We start from the raw sequence: 14960 nt of genomic DNA on the forward strand, positions 1-14960 counted from the left end.
GCCGTGGTCTCCGTGTGGGGGCGCGAGTTCGGACACGTTGATCGCCATAAGGTGGGCGGACAGACAAAACCCCGGGGGCTTGCCGCCAGAGCCGTGAAGGGCATCAAGCGGTAGAGGCCATCCGGGGTCTACCCGGCCACTGTAGAAGACCGGTGCACCGATGTCCAACCCCCTACCTCCGTCCCACGCCGCTCGGCTCCGCCGAAGGTTGAGCGCCGAACGCCTCGCCCCCTACGAGCAGGCATGCGACGGCGACGTTGTCCGCGCGATCGCGCTCTACGGCTGGAACAGCGCTGTCAGCGCCGCCTTCTACGAGATTCTGGGGTTATTCGAAGTTGCGCTTCGCAACGCGCTTCATGACCAGCTCACAGCGTGGCACGCCCGCCAGCGTCGATCTGGGGAGTGGTGGGACGCCCCAACCGGGACTCTCGAAACGCGCGCACGCCAGGACATAGCGGACGCCAGGTCCAGGATCCGACGCAACAACAAGATCGCGATCCCTGGCCGGGTCGTCGCCGAGCTGAACTTCGGTTTCTGGAGATATCTGCTATCCCGTCGCTACGAGGCGACTCTCTGGACACCCGCGCTCCGCCACGCCTTCCCGCGGCTTCGCCCCGCCCGCCGCGCGACGGTCTACGAACCGGTCAACAGACTCGTCAACCTCCGGAACCGCATCGCTCACCACGAGCCGATCCACAACCGTCCGCTGAAGCAGACGCACGCCGACCTGCTACGGGTGGCCGACTACCTGGACGCCGACGTCCATGACTGGATTATGAGCCACAGTCGCGTTCCCGGTCTTCTGTCCACCAAGCCCGCTTCTGACGTACCCGCGCCACGCCAATCACCCGACCAGTACCTAGGTCATAAGTGAATGTTCTACAAATTCGGCCAGATCGCCCACGTCCACACACCAACAGCGACCAGGAACCACGACGCACGCTTCGACAGAGTCACCTGTCCAGCTTGCACCCGGGATCGCTACAGGCTCAGGTGAGCAACGTCCTAAGATCCTCCGCGTCGATGCCCGCCTGACGCAGGACCGAGGCGAGGGTGCCCGTCGCCAGCTCCCGATGGAGTGGGACGATCACGACCCGAGCGTTCTCCTTATGTCGCAGCTTGCAGTGCGAGCCACGCGTGGCGACCTCCTCGAAGCCGGCACGCCCCAAAGCCTTCACCACCTTCGCCCCGGAGACCCGAGGCAGCGCGGGTGTCACGCCGACAGGCGGATGTCCAGCGGAGCGACGATGGGGCCGTCCGCGGCAGTCACAGGGAAGGGCTGGTCCTCGAAGTACAGCTCCAACGCCTCACGAAGATTCGCCAGCGACTCCTCGACGCTGCCACCCTGGCTGGTCACCTCGACCTCCAGGGCCCGCGCCACATACCAGTCGCCCTCGTGCGTGACGACAGCCGTCAGCCGCGCCGCTCGCTCCATGGAGATCAGCCTAACCGTCCCTCCCGCGCCTGGCGAAGTACTCACCGCCGCCTCCTTGACATGATCGACCAGACCTCTGTCGACCATACGAGCAGAAACGATCTCCGATGGCCCGGGTACACACGAGAGACACAAGGCCGCTCCCGATCCAGGGGAGTACCTAGGTCATAAGTGAATGTTCTACAAATTCGGCCAGATGGCCCACGTCCACACACCGACCGCGATCAGGAACCAGGACGCACGCTTCGACAGAGTCACCCCACCAGCTTCGCACCCGAGCGAGAAGCCCCCACCGATCAAGAGCGGTCGCACCACGTGAGGTCGAGCACGGCGGACACAGTCACATTTTGTGTCCGGATCGCCGCGGCCCCTACGCGCTGAGCTTCAGCCCGGGCCCGGTGAATGTCGTCATGATCTCGCCGAATGTCGTGTCTGGCAGATAGCCGACGTCGACCGACCCAGCGCCGGCTCGGCTCCCAGTACCGAACTGCAGGGTCCACAACATCGCCTCTGCCGCAGGCAGCGCAACGACAACCGGATCGGCGACGTCGCCGACCTGAGTCGTCAGCCAGGAGATCGGGTCGGTCGGCAGCGCACACACATAAACGATCTCCCCCGCGGAATTCGGCGGCGCCGCACGCAGCCGCTCCGCCTGGTCCTCGACACCGAGCGCAGCCCCCAGCCGCTCCGCGACCAACTGCCGCTCCCACCCAAAGGCATCCTGAGCAATCCGAACAACGACCCCCCGCAGCTCCTGCTCAAGATGAACGAGGATCTCGAAGTCGGAGTCTCCGTCGAAGTACCACGTCAGCGCCTCGGGCAGGGCCCCACGCAGCTCCGCCGCGGTCGGCTCCGCAACCGCCAGACCAGGGCACTGCGGCGACCACGCCGACCAGGACTCACCATCCCGCCGCACGATCACCGTGATCGCCCTAGTCACCATGGATCTCCAGAGCCTCCTCCACGGTCAAGCCCACCTGCTTGACCAGTATCTGACGAACCAGGCCCGGACCAACAGTCACACGATCGTGGAACGCCAGCCGTAGCCGCGGGCGCCCCTCCGCCTCCAGCCACCGGTGCGACGAGCCGTCCTGCCTGGTCACCCGATACCCCAGCCGCCCGAGCACGCGCAGCAGCTGCCGAGCCTTCAGCGACGGGAACTCTCCGGTCACGACGGCAAAAAGGTCGACTCCCGCCGACCGCAGTACCCGTCACCAGCAGTTCGAGAGAACGCGTCCACCGGCACCTCCACACCATGATCAGGGATGTGGCCCCAGCGTAGGCGTCCGCATGTGGACGAATGCCGCCAGGACACGAGAGGACACGGTGCCGTACCTAGGTCATAAGTGAATGTTCTACAAGTTCGGCCAGATCGCCCACGTCCACACACCAACAGCGACCAGGAACCAGGACGCATGCTTCGACAGAGTCACCTGTCCAGCTTGCACCCGGGAGCGCCGCAGGCTCAGGTGAGCAACGTCCCAAGCCTCTCCGCGTCGATGCCCGCCTGACGCAGGACGGAGGCGAGGGCGCCTGTCGCCAACTCCCGACGAAGCGGGACGATCACGACCCGGGCGTTCTCCTTGTGCTCCTTGTGCCGCAGCTTGCAGTGCGAGCCGCTCTTCGACAGAGTCACCCCACCAGCCTCGCACCAGCCACCAGCCGTGGCCTCCGCGTGGGGGCGCGGGTTCGGACACGTTGATCGCCATAAGGTGGACGGACAGAAAAACCCCGGGGGCTTGCCGACCAGGCGGTAGAGGCCATCCGCGGCGTCCATCTCCACGTTTAGAAGGCCGGTAGCCCGATGTCGAACGCCGTGACTCCGTCGCATGCCCTCGCGGTCCCGCTCCGGCGCAGGCTCAGCGCCGAACGCCTCGATCCGTACGAACAAGCCTGCGACCATGACCGGGACCAGGGCCACAAGCGCATGTTCTACAAATTCGGCCAGCTGGCCCACGTCCAGACACCCACCGCGACCAGGAACGGGTGGCGGGCCGATGTCCTGGCCCGCCACCCGCCGAAAGAATCTGATCAGAGGACCGTCAGGTTCACGTTCAGAACCTGTCCGCCGCCCGGCCGGTAAAAGGGGAAGCTCGTCGAGGGATATGTTCTCTTCCCGAGAATATCGCACCGCACCTGAGCAGTCGCGATGCCGGGGACCTTGGGGTTCCCGAAGACCACCGAGAACCGACCACCCACGCCGGTGGGCGCGCCGTGCGACTCTCCACCAGCGGTGATCCGAATTGATTCGGCGGAGCCGGCCTGACACCGGACGGTGCCGGTCACTGTCAGCGGATTGTTTGTCGTCCCCGCCATCGCCGGTGCCATGGGAACAACGGCCAACGTCACACCCGTCCCCACTACCAGACCCAGAGCCTTGAGTTTCGAAAGTCCTCGCAAGACGCACCTCCAACGCACGCATCGGAAAGTTGCCGGCGTGGGGTTCGGTGTACCCGGGCAGCAGAATCATCACGCACCGAAGCCGCGGGGCCATCCGTGGAACTCCGGCTCACCGGACCGCCGCACCACGGCACAGGAAAAGTCCGACATTGCGTCAGATCTCCCCCATCGGGTCGGCTTCGGTGGGCAGCCGCGGCAGGCCGGACCGTATGATCCCAGGCATGTCGTCGCGCCTTGACAGTTCGTGGCGGGTACTCGCCAGCCACCAGACCTTCGAAGCCGATCGCTGCGTCGATATCTTCAAACGCCCCGACGGAACGTTCGGGTTCGAGGAGTTTCGCCGGGACGCCGAGGACGTGGGCGCGTGGACCCCGGTCAGCTACTTCTCCGGCTGGGAGTACGCGACGCGGGAGGCGACCATTGATTCCGCCTGCGAAGCGGTGCCGTGGCTGGGGCCCCTCGTCGGCCGTTGAGCGCTCCCGACGAAGGCTGATCACCTACCCGGGACGAGGTGACGCGTTTCCCCGGCCTCGTGTCAGATACGCAGGTGCTGACGCGGGCCGGCGAAACTGCGCATGACCTCGCCAAGTGTGATTTCCGGCGGGTACGCCGACACCGGCACCGACACCGCGGTGCCCTCGCCGTCCCGACCCGCGCCGAACCGGACGGCCCACAGCATCGACTCGGCCACCGGCAACAGCGCGACCACGGCGTCGTCGTGCTCCATCTGAGCGGCCAGCCAGGAGACCCGGTCGGACTGCAACGCGCAGACCAGGGTGGCCTCGTCACCGCCGCCGACCGGTCCGGTGCGCAGCCGCCGTCGCTGGCCGGCCTCTTCAAGCGCCTCACCGAGCCGCTCCGCGACCAGCTCTCGTTCGTACAGGTGGTCGTCCTGCGCGATCCGGACGACCACGCCGTGCAGGTCGCGCTCGTGGTGCACCTGCGGGTCGATCTCCGTGTCCTGCCCGAAGTACCAGGTGAGAACTTCGGGTAGGACCGTCCGCAGCTCCGCCGTCGCCGGCTGCACCATGGCGAGGCCAGGGCACTGTGGGGACCAGGCCGACCACGAGGGGCCGTCCTGCCGCACGATGACCGAGACGGGCCTACCCACGATGGATCATCTCCAGCGAACTCCTCCGCCGTCCCGCCGCTTTGATCAGTATCTGTGATCGCGAGGCGGCCTGGGAGCCGTTTGGGCTAAAGGTCGCGCCGATTACGCACAACGCCGAGCGCCGTTCGCGCAACGATCTCATCGCAGGACAGGAGAAGAGGGTGTCCGTGGGACATCTCGGCGTGGACACTCGTTCTCGTGCCCATCGGGGACGGAGAGGGGCGGGAACTCGTGACGGACGGCGCCGAGATCCGGACGCGACACATCGCGTCCGACGAGGGGCCGTTGTTGCGTCGGCTGCGGTTGGCCGCCCTCGCCGACGCACCCGCGGCCTTCTGGCAGACCCTGGAGATCGTCCGCGACGAGCCGGCGTCGACGTGGACACGGCTGGCCCGCGAGGGCGCGGACTCCCCGGAAAACCTGGTGGTGATCGCGGAGCGGGCCGGCGACGCCGTCGGGATGGTGCAGGGCCTCACCCCGACCCGCCGAGCCTGGTTGCGCGAGTTGGCAGCCATGGGGGGGGCACCCGAGGCCCGGGGCACCGCCGCGGGCGACGCCCTGGTGCGGGCCGCGGTGGACTGGGCGCGCCGGTCCGGCGCCGAGGCGGTGAAGCTGTGGGTGGCCCCGCGCAATCAGCCGGCCCGCCGGCTGTACGCCCGACACGGCTTCGTCGCGCTGGGTAGCCCACAGCCGGTGACGGACGATCCGACGGTGAAGACGTTCATCCCGATGCTGCGGCCCTTGTATCCGGCGCGGCCGGCAGCGTGCCGGTGACCGGCGTACCGCCGATCACATCGTGCACGAAGGCAAGCTTCGCCTGCACGGCGGGCGTCAGTACGAACGGGTAGAGATCGTCACTCCCCATGCTGCGGTTGATCGCGTTGAGGGCGTAGGTAAGCGGCAGCCACTGGGCGATGATGTCCGCGGCCGACTGGGACGAGTCGGTGCGGTGCCCGCCTGCTCCGCCGGGGCGGCCCGGCTCGGCCGCGTGCTCGCGGGGAGGCACCCCGAACGCATCAAGGTCCGGACCGTCCACGCGCAGCCCGAACTCGGCGGCCGCGCGCAGCGTGTCCCGGATGTGGAGGTAGTGGGCGAACGTCTCGGCCCAGTCCTCCCAGGGATGCATCGTGGCGTACGCGCTGACGTAGCTCTCGCGCCAGTCCGCCGGCGGCCCGTCGGCATAGTGCCGGTCGAGTGCCGCCGAGTAGTCGATGTTCGGATCGCCGAACAGGTTCCGGAACGCGTCCGCCCGCGCCGGATCGGCGTTGGCCAGTGAACCCCAGTAGTAGTGGCCGACCTCGTGCCGGAAGTGCCCGAGCAGCGTGCGGTACGGCTCGCCGAGCTGCGTGCGGACCAGTTCGCGGTGGGCGTCATCGGACTCGGCGAGGTCGAGCGTGATGACGCCGTCGCTGTGCCCGGTCACCACCTTGTGCCCGGTGCTGTTCAGCAGGTCGAACGCCAGTCCGCCGGCTGCGTCGATGCTCTTGGGTACGACCGGGAGTGCCAGGTCCAGCAGTTGCGCCACCAGCCGGCGCTTCGCCGCCTCGGCCCGCTCGAACCGCTCCCGGCCGACCTGGTCGGCGTCTGCCGGCCGGACCCGGGTCAACCGACAGCACACGCACAGTTCGCCGGGGCCCAGGTCGTCGCCACCCTGCGGCGCCGGTGCCTGGACCAGCCAGTTGCAGCCCGCCAGTTCGGCGTTGCCGCAGCGCCGGTACCAGCGGCGCCGGCCTGGCGGCACCGCGTCCGCGAGATCGCGCGCGATCGGATCCGTCGCCGCCACCTCGTTGGCCCCGGACACCCTGCCGCCCTCGGACACCCTGCCGCCCTCGGTCATGACGTTCCGACCGGCAGCGTCGTCCGCCACGCCCAGCGCCGCCGCCACGACCGCCACCGGAGGTAGCTCGCGGAACAGCGCACCGGTGCCGTCCGCACTCGGCGTCCCTGCGACGAGCGTGACCACGTGACCGGTGCCCGGATCGAATCCGAGCGGTGTGCCACAGCGCAGACAGGCCGAGTTCTCGAAAAAAACGAGCTGCCCACACGTGGCACACCCACTGATCTTCACCGTGTTTCCTTCCACCACGTGCCCGGGCTGCCGGCATACCCCGCCCAGCCGGCCCAATACTCCGCTCGCCACCGGGCAGCCAACTCTCGCCGCTTTCTGTCAGCACACAGTCACGCTGGCGCATGTCGGTCGACTCGGGCAACGCAGCGAATGCCCGGGGTGACACCTTCGCGACGGACGTCACGGATGCCCCAACAGACCGGTCCGCCCAGTACCCGGTTATCCTTGACAGGCCCCCGAAACTTCCTCTACGGAGGACCAGCGCGAGGAGGTGGCCGCTGTGAGTCCTGGCGGGTGCTCCAGTAACGGCCGCTTCCTGCTAGTGGACGACGCCAGCCGAGGCTGATTCAGGCCAGAGCGCGTCACGCGCCCAGCCCACGTCCACGAACCCGGGGTCGACGATTCCCCGGGGCACTGCTCGAAGTCCGGCCGACTGCCGGTTCGCGATTCGCCGCCGCGATCTCTCGCGATGCCCGACTGCGCGGGCGTGGGACTTCGGTTCTCGCGTGCCGATCGGCGAGTGTCGACGTCGGAGCCGGCGACCCAGACGTTCCCAGCCGACAGCGGCGGGACGGAGCAGTGCACGAGCAGGTGCGGTCGATCGATGTCGTGCCGACCCGAGGCCGCCTGGCGACGATGCCCGCGGCCCGCTCGAGAAGTGCGCGCAAGGGGTGTGTAGTCGCCCGCGCGCGGATGGGGAGCTTCCATGGCCATCACCGCATCGCGATCCACGAACCGCCGCGCCCGGTCCGAACGTCTCGACGTGCCCGGCCCCACTCGCTCCACCTTCCTTCCCCGGGTGGACGGGGAGCGGGTCACCCGCGTCGCGGAGACCTTCGCCCGCTTCCTGGGCACTGGCCGCTACCTGGGCATCCAGACCGCTGTCGTGATCGTCTGGATCGCGCTGAACATCGCGGTACCCCTGATGCGCTGGGATCCCTACCCGTTCATTCTGCTGAACCTGGCCTTCTCGACCCAGGCGGCGTACGCGGCACCGCTGATCCTGCTTGCGCAGAACCGGCAGGACGACCGTGAGCGGGCGGCGCTGACGGAGGACCGCGCGGCCGCCGCGCGGATGCGCGAGGACACCGAGTTCCTCACTCGGGAGGTGGCGGGGCGGCGCCTGGCCCAGAGCGAGGCGGCGACCCGCCAGTACCTGCGGGGCGAACTCGCGGGCCAGTTGGAGTCGCTGCGGGAGGATCTCCAGGACCTGCTCCTCGACGCCGTGCGCGCCCAGTGGCAGGGAGCCCCGGCCCTGGCACCGGCGGCGGCCATGGCGGGCCCGGGGCTGACCGGTCCCCGACGGGCCGGCTCGACCCGCGGCAACGGTGCCGGCCTCGCCGGCGAGGCCGGCACCAAAACCCATGGCAAGGCTGCGAAGCGGGCCAAGAAGAACCGCCGGTCGGACACAGCGGGCGCCCGCAGTCTCGCCCCCACCGACGCCACGTTCGACGCCGACGCCGACGTCACAGCCGCACCCGCCAACCCGACTCCCGCGAAGGCGCCCAGCGCTGCCGCGACCGCTCCGACCACGGCGGTTCCCGGTACGGCCAGCTCGCTCCCGGCCGCACGCACCGCGGATGCCCCCAGCTCCGGCAACGAGCCCGAGGTCTCCCCCGGCAATCCGCCACCCACCGTCGATGCGCCTTCGACGGGGCACCCAGACGGGGGTTTTCGGCCCGATCGGGCCCGATCCGAGGGTGACCTTTCCGCGCCGGCCCGACCGCGTTCGGCGCCCGTGCCCGCCTCCGCCGAGCGTGACTCCGAGCCCGACCCTGCCCGGTCCGCCAACCGCCCCGATGCGGCTGGTCGAGCCGTTACCAGGACGGACTCCGCCGGGGGCGGCGCCGCGCCGCATCGACCGGGCCGGCCGGCGGCCACCCGCGGGCCGCACCGCTCCAGCACGTACTCGGGCATCGCTCGACGATCGGGAGAACACCCGAAAACAGGCGATTCCCCGCCGGTGGAGACCCGTCCGCGACACGTTTGATGGCCGCCCGCACCGGGCTCGGTCGAACCAGTAGCGTGCTCTAGGTGCGCGCCGGCCGCTCGTGTCACCTCCGTCCCACCTCGCCTACGGCGATCGGGATCGGCGGGCGGCTGCGCACCGGCGCCGGTCGCGCCGCGTTCCCACGCCGGACCTGCGGGCACCGCCCGCGCACGTCACTTCTCACCGCCGCCTGCGGGCTGCTGCTCGCCCTCGCCTGGTGCGCCCCGGCCGGGGCAGCCACCGCGGCGACGCCAAGCGCGCTGGCGGCGCCTGCGGGGCAGGCGGCAGCGCTGAGCGGGCTGGCCGCCAAGGCGTGGCTCATCGCCGACGCCGGGACCGGCGCCATCCTGGCCGCTTCGGGGCTGCACAACCGGGATCTGCCGGCGAGCACGATGAAGATACTCACCGCCCTGACAATCATGCCGGGCCTGCAACCCGACCAGCAGATCACGATGAGTGACAGCGCCTCACGCGTGGATGGCACGCGGGTCGGCCTGGTACCGGGAGTCGGCTACTCGGTTCGGGATCTCGCCACCGCCATGCTGATCTCCAGCGGCAACGACGCGACGATGGCGCTCGTCGAGGCCAGTGGTGGTACCGCAGCGGTGCTCCAGCGGATGAACGCGCTGACGGTGACGCTCGGCGCGCACGACACCGTCGCCGGTGACCCCACCGGCCTGGACAGCCCGGGCCAGGTCACGAGCGTCTACGACCTCGCCGTGTTCGGGCGGGCGGCACTCGACGAGCCGAGCGTGCGGCAGTACCTCACGATCCCTCGGGCGTCCCTGCCCGGCCGGGACAACCAGCGATTCGAGATTCAGAACCACAATCTTCTGCTGGGCCGCTACGACGGCACGGTCGGGGTGAAGAACGGCTACACGGTGGCCGCCGGCGCGACCTACGTCGGCGCGGCCACGCGCGGCGGTCGCACGCTGATCGTCTCCCTCCTGCGTACCGCCCCGGCCTTCGACAAGGACGCCCGCGCCCTGCTCGACTGGGGATTCGCCCACGACGGGCAGGTGACGCCGGTCGGCTATCTGCCGAGCGCCGGGCAACAGCCGGCCGCGGACACGGCCCCGCGCGCGACCGCCGTCGCCGGGGTGGCGGCTTCGCCAGCGGCTCCAGCGACCCAGTCGGCCCGCGCCGCCGGCGGGCGGGACGGCCTGCTCGGTGGCATCGGGCCGGCCACCTGGATCGCCGCCACCCTCACCGCCGCCGCCGCGCTGGTCACGGTGTTGATGGGTGGCGCGACGAGGCGTCGTCGACGGCGTCTGGTCGTCAGCTCACGGCTGGCCGCCACGTCGGCCGGGCCGCCGACGGTGCCGGTCAGCCGGTCAGCCGGCCAGTTCGACCGGCTCCCCGCCGACGCACCCCGCCGCGCGCCGGCCCGCAGCCTGGCAGAGCGAGAACTTCGAGGACCACGCCTCGTCCCGCCCTCCGAACGGCCGACGGGGCCGGTCCGCCGCAGGCCGCCCGACGGCGGCGGGCGGCGGGTCACATCGCGGCCGGGCTCGACCGAGTACGGCTTCGGCGAACCCGGCGCCGAGACGGACGAACACGGTCACCAGTCCGGCGGCTACCGTGACCACGACGCCGACCTGGCCGACCCCGGTCGCGTCGGTCACCTTCGCTTCTCCGACGGCCGGCCCACCGAGAACGGCGTCCGGCCCGGCCACCCCGTCGGCGAACCCGGCGGCCTTTTCGCCGAGGACTGGCTCGCCGAGGACTGGCTCGACGAGGAAGAGGAGCAGCACGCCCACGGTGGGTCCAGGGTGACCAGATTCGGCCGATCGGCTCGGTTCGGCGACGCCTCCGGACGCTGACACCGGTCTGACGACGACGCGCGCCCCGGGCCGGTCGACCCCCGGTGACTCAGGGGACGTGCCGGCTCAGGGACGGTGCCGGGCTCACTCCTGGGAGCCCACCCCGGCCCGGTGGCCACCGCCCGCCGACCGGGGCGCGTCTCCCGGCCGGCCGAACGGGAAGAAGCGCAACTGCCGCCACCGCAGGTCGGCGCCGCGTTCGTAGAGCCCGAACCCGCGCACGTCGAACTGGGCGCTGTAGTCCGCGAGCGCCTCATAGGCGTTGTCGAGACCATCCTCGGGGATGTCATGCGCCACCGTGACGTGCGGGTGGTAGGCGAACGTCAGTGGCCGGTCCAACGGACCGGAGCGCACCGCGGCCGCCAGCTCGGCGCAGCGGGCCGCCCCGGCGACCAGCGCGACGAAGACCACCGGCGACAGCGGACGGAACGTTCCCGACCCGGCGAGCCGGATCGTGAAGGGATCGTTCGGGCCGGCGGCGCGGGACAGATGGGCCTCGATCGCCGGAAGGTCCGTCAACCGGACGGTGGTCGGGCCCAGCAGCGTGACGTGCGGAACGATCAGGGAGGCGTTGGGATCGCCCAGCCGCTCCCGCCAGTCCTGCAACTGGGTGCGGTACGGCTCCGGAATACCGATCGCGACCCCGATGTCGGCGAGGTCGGCGACGTCCTCCGGTCGGTCCGGGTCGGTGACCCGCGCCGGGCCCGTGACCGGCGCGGGGTGACCGGCGAAGGTCGCATCCGCGGGATACGACGGGTCGGCGGCGAACGTCGGGTGGGCATCGAACATCGGGTCGGGGTCGTCGGCCGGTCGCGCGGGGCGGGCCGCCCGGCCGGGCACGCCTTCAGCCATGCGCGACCGGCGCCGCGCCATGCGCCGTCTTCCTGGGCCGCCAGCCGGGCATCATCACCCTCGGTGATTGCTGGCGTGCCGTCGCCGGGTCGGCGGCCGGCCCTCCGGATCGGTGTCGGCAAGGAAGCATGCCGACATCATGGCCCACGGACCCGGTCTGTCTCCCGCGGACCGTCGTACCACCCGTTCGCCAGGGCCAGGTTGGGCGAAAATGGCGGCAACCGGACCTTGCGCCCCGCGCTGACGGCCGAGAAGTCCGACTCACACCGTCCAGGTCACGGCCCGCGCCGGCCGCGGCAGTCGACTCACCCCGCCGAATTCACCATGGGCGGACGGGCGTCCGCCAGGACGTCATCCGACAGGGGTGGCCAGAGCTCACGTGCCCAGTCACCAAAGTTGCGATCACACAGAGTGATGCAAGCGGCCTGGGCGACCGGGTCCACCCAGAGGAACGTGCCGGCCTGGCCGAAGTGGCCGAAGGTCCGCGCCGAGTTCGCGGCGCCGGTCCAGTGCGGCTGCTTGTGGCCGCGGATCTCGAAGCCGAGCCCCCAGTCGTTCGGGTTCTGGCGGCCGAAACCCGGCAGGACCCCGGACAGCCCCGGGAAGGCGACCGACGTCGCCGCGGCGAAGGTCTCGGCCGTCAGCAGTGTCGGTGCGAGCAGCTCGGCGGCGAAGCCGAGCAGGTCCGTGAGGGTCGCCGTCACGCCATGGGAGGGCGGGCCGACGAGGCGCGCGCCGCTCATGCCCAGCGGCTCGAAGACCGCTTCGGCGAGGTAGTCCGCGAACGTGATCCCACTTGCCCGGGTGATCTCCTCTCCCAGCCGGTCGAAACCGGCGTTCGAGTAGATCCGACGGTCGCCCGGTGCCGCGAGCGGGGCGCTGCCCTCGAAGGGCAGCCCCGACGCGTGCGCGAGCAGGTGCGCCACCGTCGACCCTGGCGGGCCCGCCGGGTCGGCCAGGCCGATCGCGCCCTCCTCGACCGCGATGAGGACCGCGTAGGCACACAGGATCTTCGACACCGAGGCGAGCCGGAACGGCTGGTCCGGCGGCCCCCACCTACCGAGCTCCCGCACCGCCCCGCCGTCGTCGCGCCCGAGCACGCCGACCGCCACCGTCTCGACCGGCCACCGCGAAACCTGCGCCAGTGCGTCCACGCCAAGAACTGTACGAAGTTCCGTGCCTGTGCGGGCGAACGAGACCGGCCCACGGTCCGCCAGGCCCACAGCCGGTCGGAGCCGCCCGAGGGCGCTCGCTCGCCGCCGGGAGGCCGGCTGCGAGACTGGCTGTCGTGCAGACCTCGTCCTCTCCGTCCGATCCGACCGGCCCACCCGCCTCGCGCACCGTCTCCGCGGGCCCGACCAAGGACGCCGGGACGATCACCATGGCCACCCCGATCGTGCGGCTCGACGAGCCCGACGAGCTGCCGGCCGGTCCCATCGACGTACTGATCGTCGGGGGTGGCCCGGCCGGCTGCGCCGCGGCGCTGGCGGCGCTGCGGGAACGTCCCGGCGCGAGTGTCGTCATCGCGGATGCTGCGGCCTTTCCCCGGGACAAGACCTGCGGCGACGGCATCGCCCCACACGGCCTGGACGTGCTGCGCGACCTCGGGGTGACCGACGCGGTGGCCGGCTACCGGCCGGTCGACCGGCTGCGGCTGCGGACTCCGGGCGGCGCCGAGGTCGCCACCCCGTCGGCGCGGGCCAGCTATGTGGTGCCCCGGCAGGTTTTCGACGCGCGGCTGATGGCGGCGGCGCGGGCGCGGGGCGCCAATCTGATCCGGCGCCGGGTGCGGACTCTGGAGCTGTCCGACCGGCCCCGGCCCGGCGGCCGGGGCCGCGAGCCCGTCGTCGTCGTCAACGGCGCGCTGACCGCCCGGGTGGTGATCGGTGCCGACGGCGCGAACTCGGTCGTGCGCCGCGCGCTGGGGCTCGCGGTCAACCCGCCGGAGGCGATGGCGATCGCCGTGCGGGCCTACGCCGATCTGCCCGCCGACGACCAGCCGTCCGAGCAGTTCATCCACATGACGGACGAGGGCTGGCCCGCCTACGCCTGGTCCTTCCCGATCGGTGACGGCCGAGCGAACATCGGCTACGGCATGCTGCGGTCACAACTCGGTACCGGCAGTGACGGGGCCAGCGCGAAGACCGTCCTGCACCGGACCCTGGACCGCATGCTCCCGCGGACCCCCGCCGATCCGGCCACCCTGCGGGCCCACCATCTGCCGTTGTCCACCCATCGGCCGCGCCAGCCACCCGGCCCGGTCCTGCTCGCCGGCGACGCGGCATCCCTGATCAACCCGTTGACCGGCGAGGGGATCTACTACGCGCTGCTGTCCGGTTCGCTGGCGGGCCGCGGGGGGGGGGGGGGGGCCCCCCCCCCCCCCCCGGGCCGGCAGTACCGGCGCTCCCTCGACGGGGAGCTCGGCCGGCACCTGCGGCACACCACCCTGCTCGCCGGTCTCGTCGGCCGCAGCCGCACGATGATGGACGGCGCGGTCCGGGCCGCCCGTACCCGCACCGAGCTCTACGACACCCTCGTCGAGATCGGCCTGGGCCGCGGGACCATCCCGGCGAGCACCCTGACCCGCCTGGCCGTGCGGCGCACGATGGCCGGCCTGCGCTGACGGACTGCCTGCGCTGACGGACGATGGGGACGGACCTGGCCGGGACCGCCGCCACCGCGCCGAACCTGCGTCCTCGCCGGCGGCGCCCGGGAGGCACCGCCGCTGCGGGCGCTACGGGCCCAGGTAGGGCACGGCGGACGTCAACCCGACGATGGCCGCGCCGAGGCCCAGCAGAAGCACGGTGTCGAACAGGCGCCCCCGCACGACGAGCAGCCCGGCCCGCCGCGCCGGCAGCGCCAGCCGCGCGAGCCCGGCAAGGATGAGCATGGTCCCGACCGTCAGCAGCCCACGCCGCCAGCGGTCCTCGGAGACCAGCACGAAGCCGGCAAACACGCCGACGAGGACCGCGGCGAAGACCGCTTCCCGCCGCAGCCAGCCGATGAGACCTGGCCGCCCCGCAGCGGCCGTGCCGACGACCCCTGTGCGCTCCTTCGCCGCCGCGGCGGACCCGGGCGGGCCCTGAACGGCCGAGTCCCGCGGGGCGGACCGGTGCCGGTCGTCGTCATCGCCGGTGGCCCCGGGGGGGGGCGGGGGGGGGGGGGGGGCGGGGGGCGGGCCCCGCCGGGGGGGGCCGGCGGGGGGGCGAGTCCAGGTGTTCCACGATCTGACGCCGCCTCCTGCGCTCGGCCGCCCGCGGGCGACACCGCGGGTGGGTCCT

Annotated in this window: 20 protein-coding genes; 6 read left to right on the forward strand and 14 right to left on the reverse strand. The window is 71.3% G+C overall.

Going from position 1 to position 14960, the window contains the following annotated elements:
- The first annotated feature begins 208 nt into the window (after positions 1 to 208).
- Complete coding sequence (locus MXD60_RS20160) at positions 209 to 874, forward strand: hypothetical protein (RefSeq protein WP_248820885.1); 666 nt, start codon at positions 209 to 211, stop codon at positions 872 to 874.
- A gap of 5 nt (positions 875 to 879) precedes the next feature.
- On the opposite strand, the gene MXD60_RS30415 is transcribed toward MXD60_RS20160, so the two are convergent.
- From MXD60_RS30415 to MXD60_RS20190, 9 genes are all read right to left on the reverse strand, one after another.
- Positions 880 to 972, reverse strand: coding sequence for a hypothetical protein (locus MXD60_RS30415; RefSeq protein WP_518468322.1), 93 nt, complete (start codon positions 970 to 972; stop codon positions 880 to 882).
- 17 nt (positions 973 to 989) lie between these two features.
- On the reverse strand, positions 990 to 1217 hold the full coding sequence (locus tag MXD60_RS20165) for a type II toxin-antitoxin system HicA family toxin (RefSeq protein WP_248820886.1): 228 nt from the start codon (positions 1215 to 1217) through the stop codon (positions 990 to 992).
- A complete protein-coding gene (locus tag MXD60_RS20170) occupies positions 1214 to 1480 on the reverse strand; it encodes a type II toxin-antitoxin system HicB family antitoxin (protein ID WP_248820887.1) in 267 nt (88 codons plus the stop codon). The genes MXD60_RS20165 and MXD60_RS20170 overlap by 4 nt, the downstream gene beginning before the upstream one ends.
- A gap of 135 nt (positions 1481 to 1615) precedes the next feature.
- Entirely contained in the window at positions 1616 to 1750 is a 135-nt protein-coding gene (locus MXD60_RS30420; RefSeq protein WP_518468325.1) for a hypothetical protein, read from the reverse strand.
- A gap of 55 nt (positions 1751 to 1805) precedes the next feature.
- Positions 1806 to 2375: a hypothetical protein gene (locus tag MXD60_RS20175; RefSeq protein WP_248820903.1), complete on the reverse strand. Its 570-nt coding sequence runs from the start codon at positions 2373 to 2375 to the stop codon at positions 1806 to 1808.
- A complete protein-coding gene (locus tag MXD60_RS20180) occupies positions 2368 to 2607 on the reverse strand; it encodes a type II toxin-antitoxin system HicA family toxin (protein ID WP_248820888.1) in 240 nt (79 codons plus the stop codon). Before MXD60_RS20180 ends, MXD60_RS20175 begins: the two co-directional genes overlap by 8 nt.
- Before the next feature lie 183 nt (positions 2608 to 2790).
- Positions 2791 to 2883 carry a hypothetical protein gene (locus MXD60_RS30425; RefSeq protein ID WP_518468327.1) on the reverse strand — a complete coding sequence of 31 codons (93 nt, stop codon included), beginning with the start codon at positions 2881 to 2883 and terminating at the stop codon, positions 2791 to 2793.
- 17 nt (positions 2884 to 2900) lie between these two features.
- The gene (locus tag MXD60_RS20185; protein ID WP_248820889.1) at positions 2901 to 3071 is read right to left on the reverse strand and encodes a type II toxin-antitoxin system HicA family toxin; all 171 of its coding nucleotides are present in this window, start codon (positions 3069 to 3071) and stop codon (positions 2901 to 2903) included.
- Between the two features lie 395 nt (positions 3072 to 3466).
- Positions 3467 to 3784: a hypothetical protein gene (locus MXD60_RS20190; protein WP_308222545.1), complete on the reverse strand. Its 318-nt coding sequence runs from the start codon at positions 3782 to 3784 to the stop codon at positions 3467 to 3469.
- A gap of 272 nt (positions 3785 to 4056) precedes the next feature.
- On the opposite strand from MXD60_RS20190, the gene MXD60_RS20195 reads away from it, so the two are divergent.
- Entirely contained in the window at positions 4057 to 4308 is a 252-nt protein-coding gene (locus MXD60_RS20195; protein WP_248820891.1) for a hypothetical protein, read from the forward strand.
- 62 nt (positions 4309 to 4370) lie between these two features.
- On the opposite strand, the gene MXD60_RS20200 is transcribed toward MXD60_RS20195, so the two are convergent.
- On the reverse strand, positions 4371 to 4946 hold the full coding sequence (locus tag MXD60_RS20200) for a hypothetical protein (protein ID WP_248820892.1): 576 nt from the start codon (positions 4944 to 4946) through the stop codon (positions 4371 to 4373).
- A 198-nt stretch (positions 4947 to 5144) separates the two neighbouring features.
- Between MXD60_RS20200 and MXD60_RS20205 the strand changes: the two genes are divergently transcribed.
- Positions 5145 to 5720 carry a GNAT family N-acetyltransferase gene (locus MXD60_RS20205; RefSeq protein WP_248820893.1) on the forward strand — a complete coding sequence of 192 codons (576 nt, stop codon included), beginning with the start codon at positions 5145 to 5147 and terminating at the stop codon, positions 5718 to 5720.
- Here the strand turns inward: MXD60_RS20205 and MXD60_RS20210 are convergent.
- Positions 5668 to 7032, reverse strand: a complete 1365-nt coding sequence (locus MXD60_RS20210) for a zinc-binding metallopeptidase family protein (protein WP_308222546.1) — start codon at positions 7030 to 7032, stop codon at positions 5668 to 5670. The genes MXD60_RS20205 and MXD60_RS20210 overlap by 53 nt on opposite strands.
- 688 nt (positions 7033 to 7720) lie before the next feature.
- Between MXD60_RS20210 and MXD60_RS20215 the strand changes: the two genes are divergently transcribed.
- Positions 7721 to 9004: a DUF1003 domain-containing protein gene (locus MXD60_RS20215; protein ID WP_248820895.1), complete on the forward strand. Its 1284-nt coding sequence runs from the start codon at positions 7721 to 7723 to the stop codon at positions 9002 to 9004.
- Positions 9005 to 9048: 44 nt separating this feature from the next.
- Complete coding sequence (locus tag MXD60_RS20220; RefSeq protein WP_248820896.1) at positions 9049 to 10827, forward strand: serine hydrolase; 1779 nt, start codon at positions 9049 to 9051, stop codon at positions 10825 to 10827.
- An 84-nt stretch (positions 10828 to 10911) separates the two neighbouring features.
- Here the strand turns inward: MXD60_RS20220 and MXD60_RS20225 are convergent, their stop codons facing one another.
- Positions 10912 to 11679 (reverse strand): 2'-5' RNA ligase family protein, encoded by a 768-nt coding sequence (locus tag MXD60_RS20225; protein ID WP_248820897.1) that lies wholly within the window; start codon positions 11677 to 11679, stop codon positions 10912 to 10914.
- A 305-nt stretch (positions 11680 to 11984) separates the two neighbouring features.
- A complete protein-coding gene (locus MXD60_RS20230; protein ID WP_248820898.1) occupies positions 11985 to 12833 on the reverse strand; it encodes a serine hydrolase domain-containing protein in 849 nt (282 codons plus the stop codon).
- Between the two features lie 134 nt (positions 12834 to 12967).
- Here MXD60_RS20230 and MXD60_RS20235 point away from each other — a divergent pair, with 134 nt between their 5' ends.
- Positions 12968 to 14302: an NAD(P)/FAD-dependent oxidoreductase gene (locus MXD60_RS20235; RefSeq protein WP_248820899.1), complete on the forward strand. Its 1335-nt coding sequence runs from the start codon at positions 12968 to 12970 to the stop codon at positions 14300 to 14302.
- A gap of 111 nt (positions 14303 to 14413) precedes the next feature.
- On the opposite strand, the gene MXD60_RS20240 is transcribed toward MXD60_RS20235, so the two are convergent.
- On the reverse strand, positions 14414 to 14960 hold a 547-nt coding region (locus tag MXD60_RS20240; RefSeq protein ID WP_248820900.1), incomplete at its 5' end, for a DUF3017 domain-containing protein.

It is taken from the genome of Frankia sp. AgB32 (assembly GCF_023243045.1).
Classification (GTDB): domain Bacteria; phylum Actinomycetota; class Actinomycetes; order Frankiales; family Frankiaceae; genus Frankia.

Excerpts from the sequence above, each read along its gene's own strand:
- MXD60_RS20195 (WP_248820891.1), top strand. The coding sequence starts at position 4,057 with ATGTCGTCGCGCCTTGACAGTTCGTGGCGGGTACTCGCCAGCCACCAG.
- MXD60_RS20215 (WP_248820895.1), top strand. The coding sequence starts at position 7,721 with ATGGCCATCACCGCATCGCGATCCACGAACCGCCGCGCCCGGTCCGAA.
- MXD60_RS20225 (WP_248820897.1), bottom strand. The coding sequence starts at position 11,679 with ATGGCTGAAGGCGTGCCCGGCCGGGCGGCCCGCCCCGCGCGACCGGCC.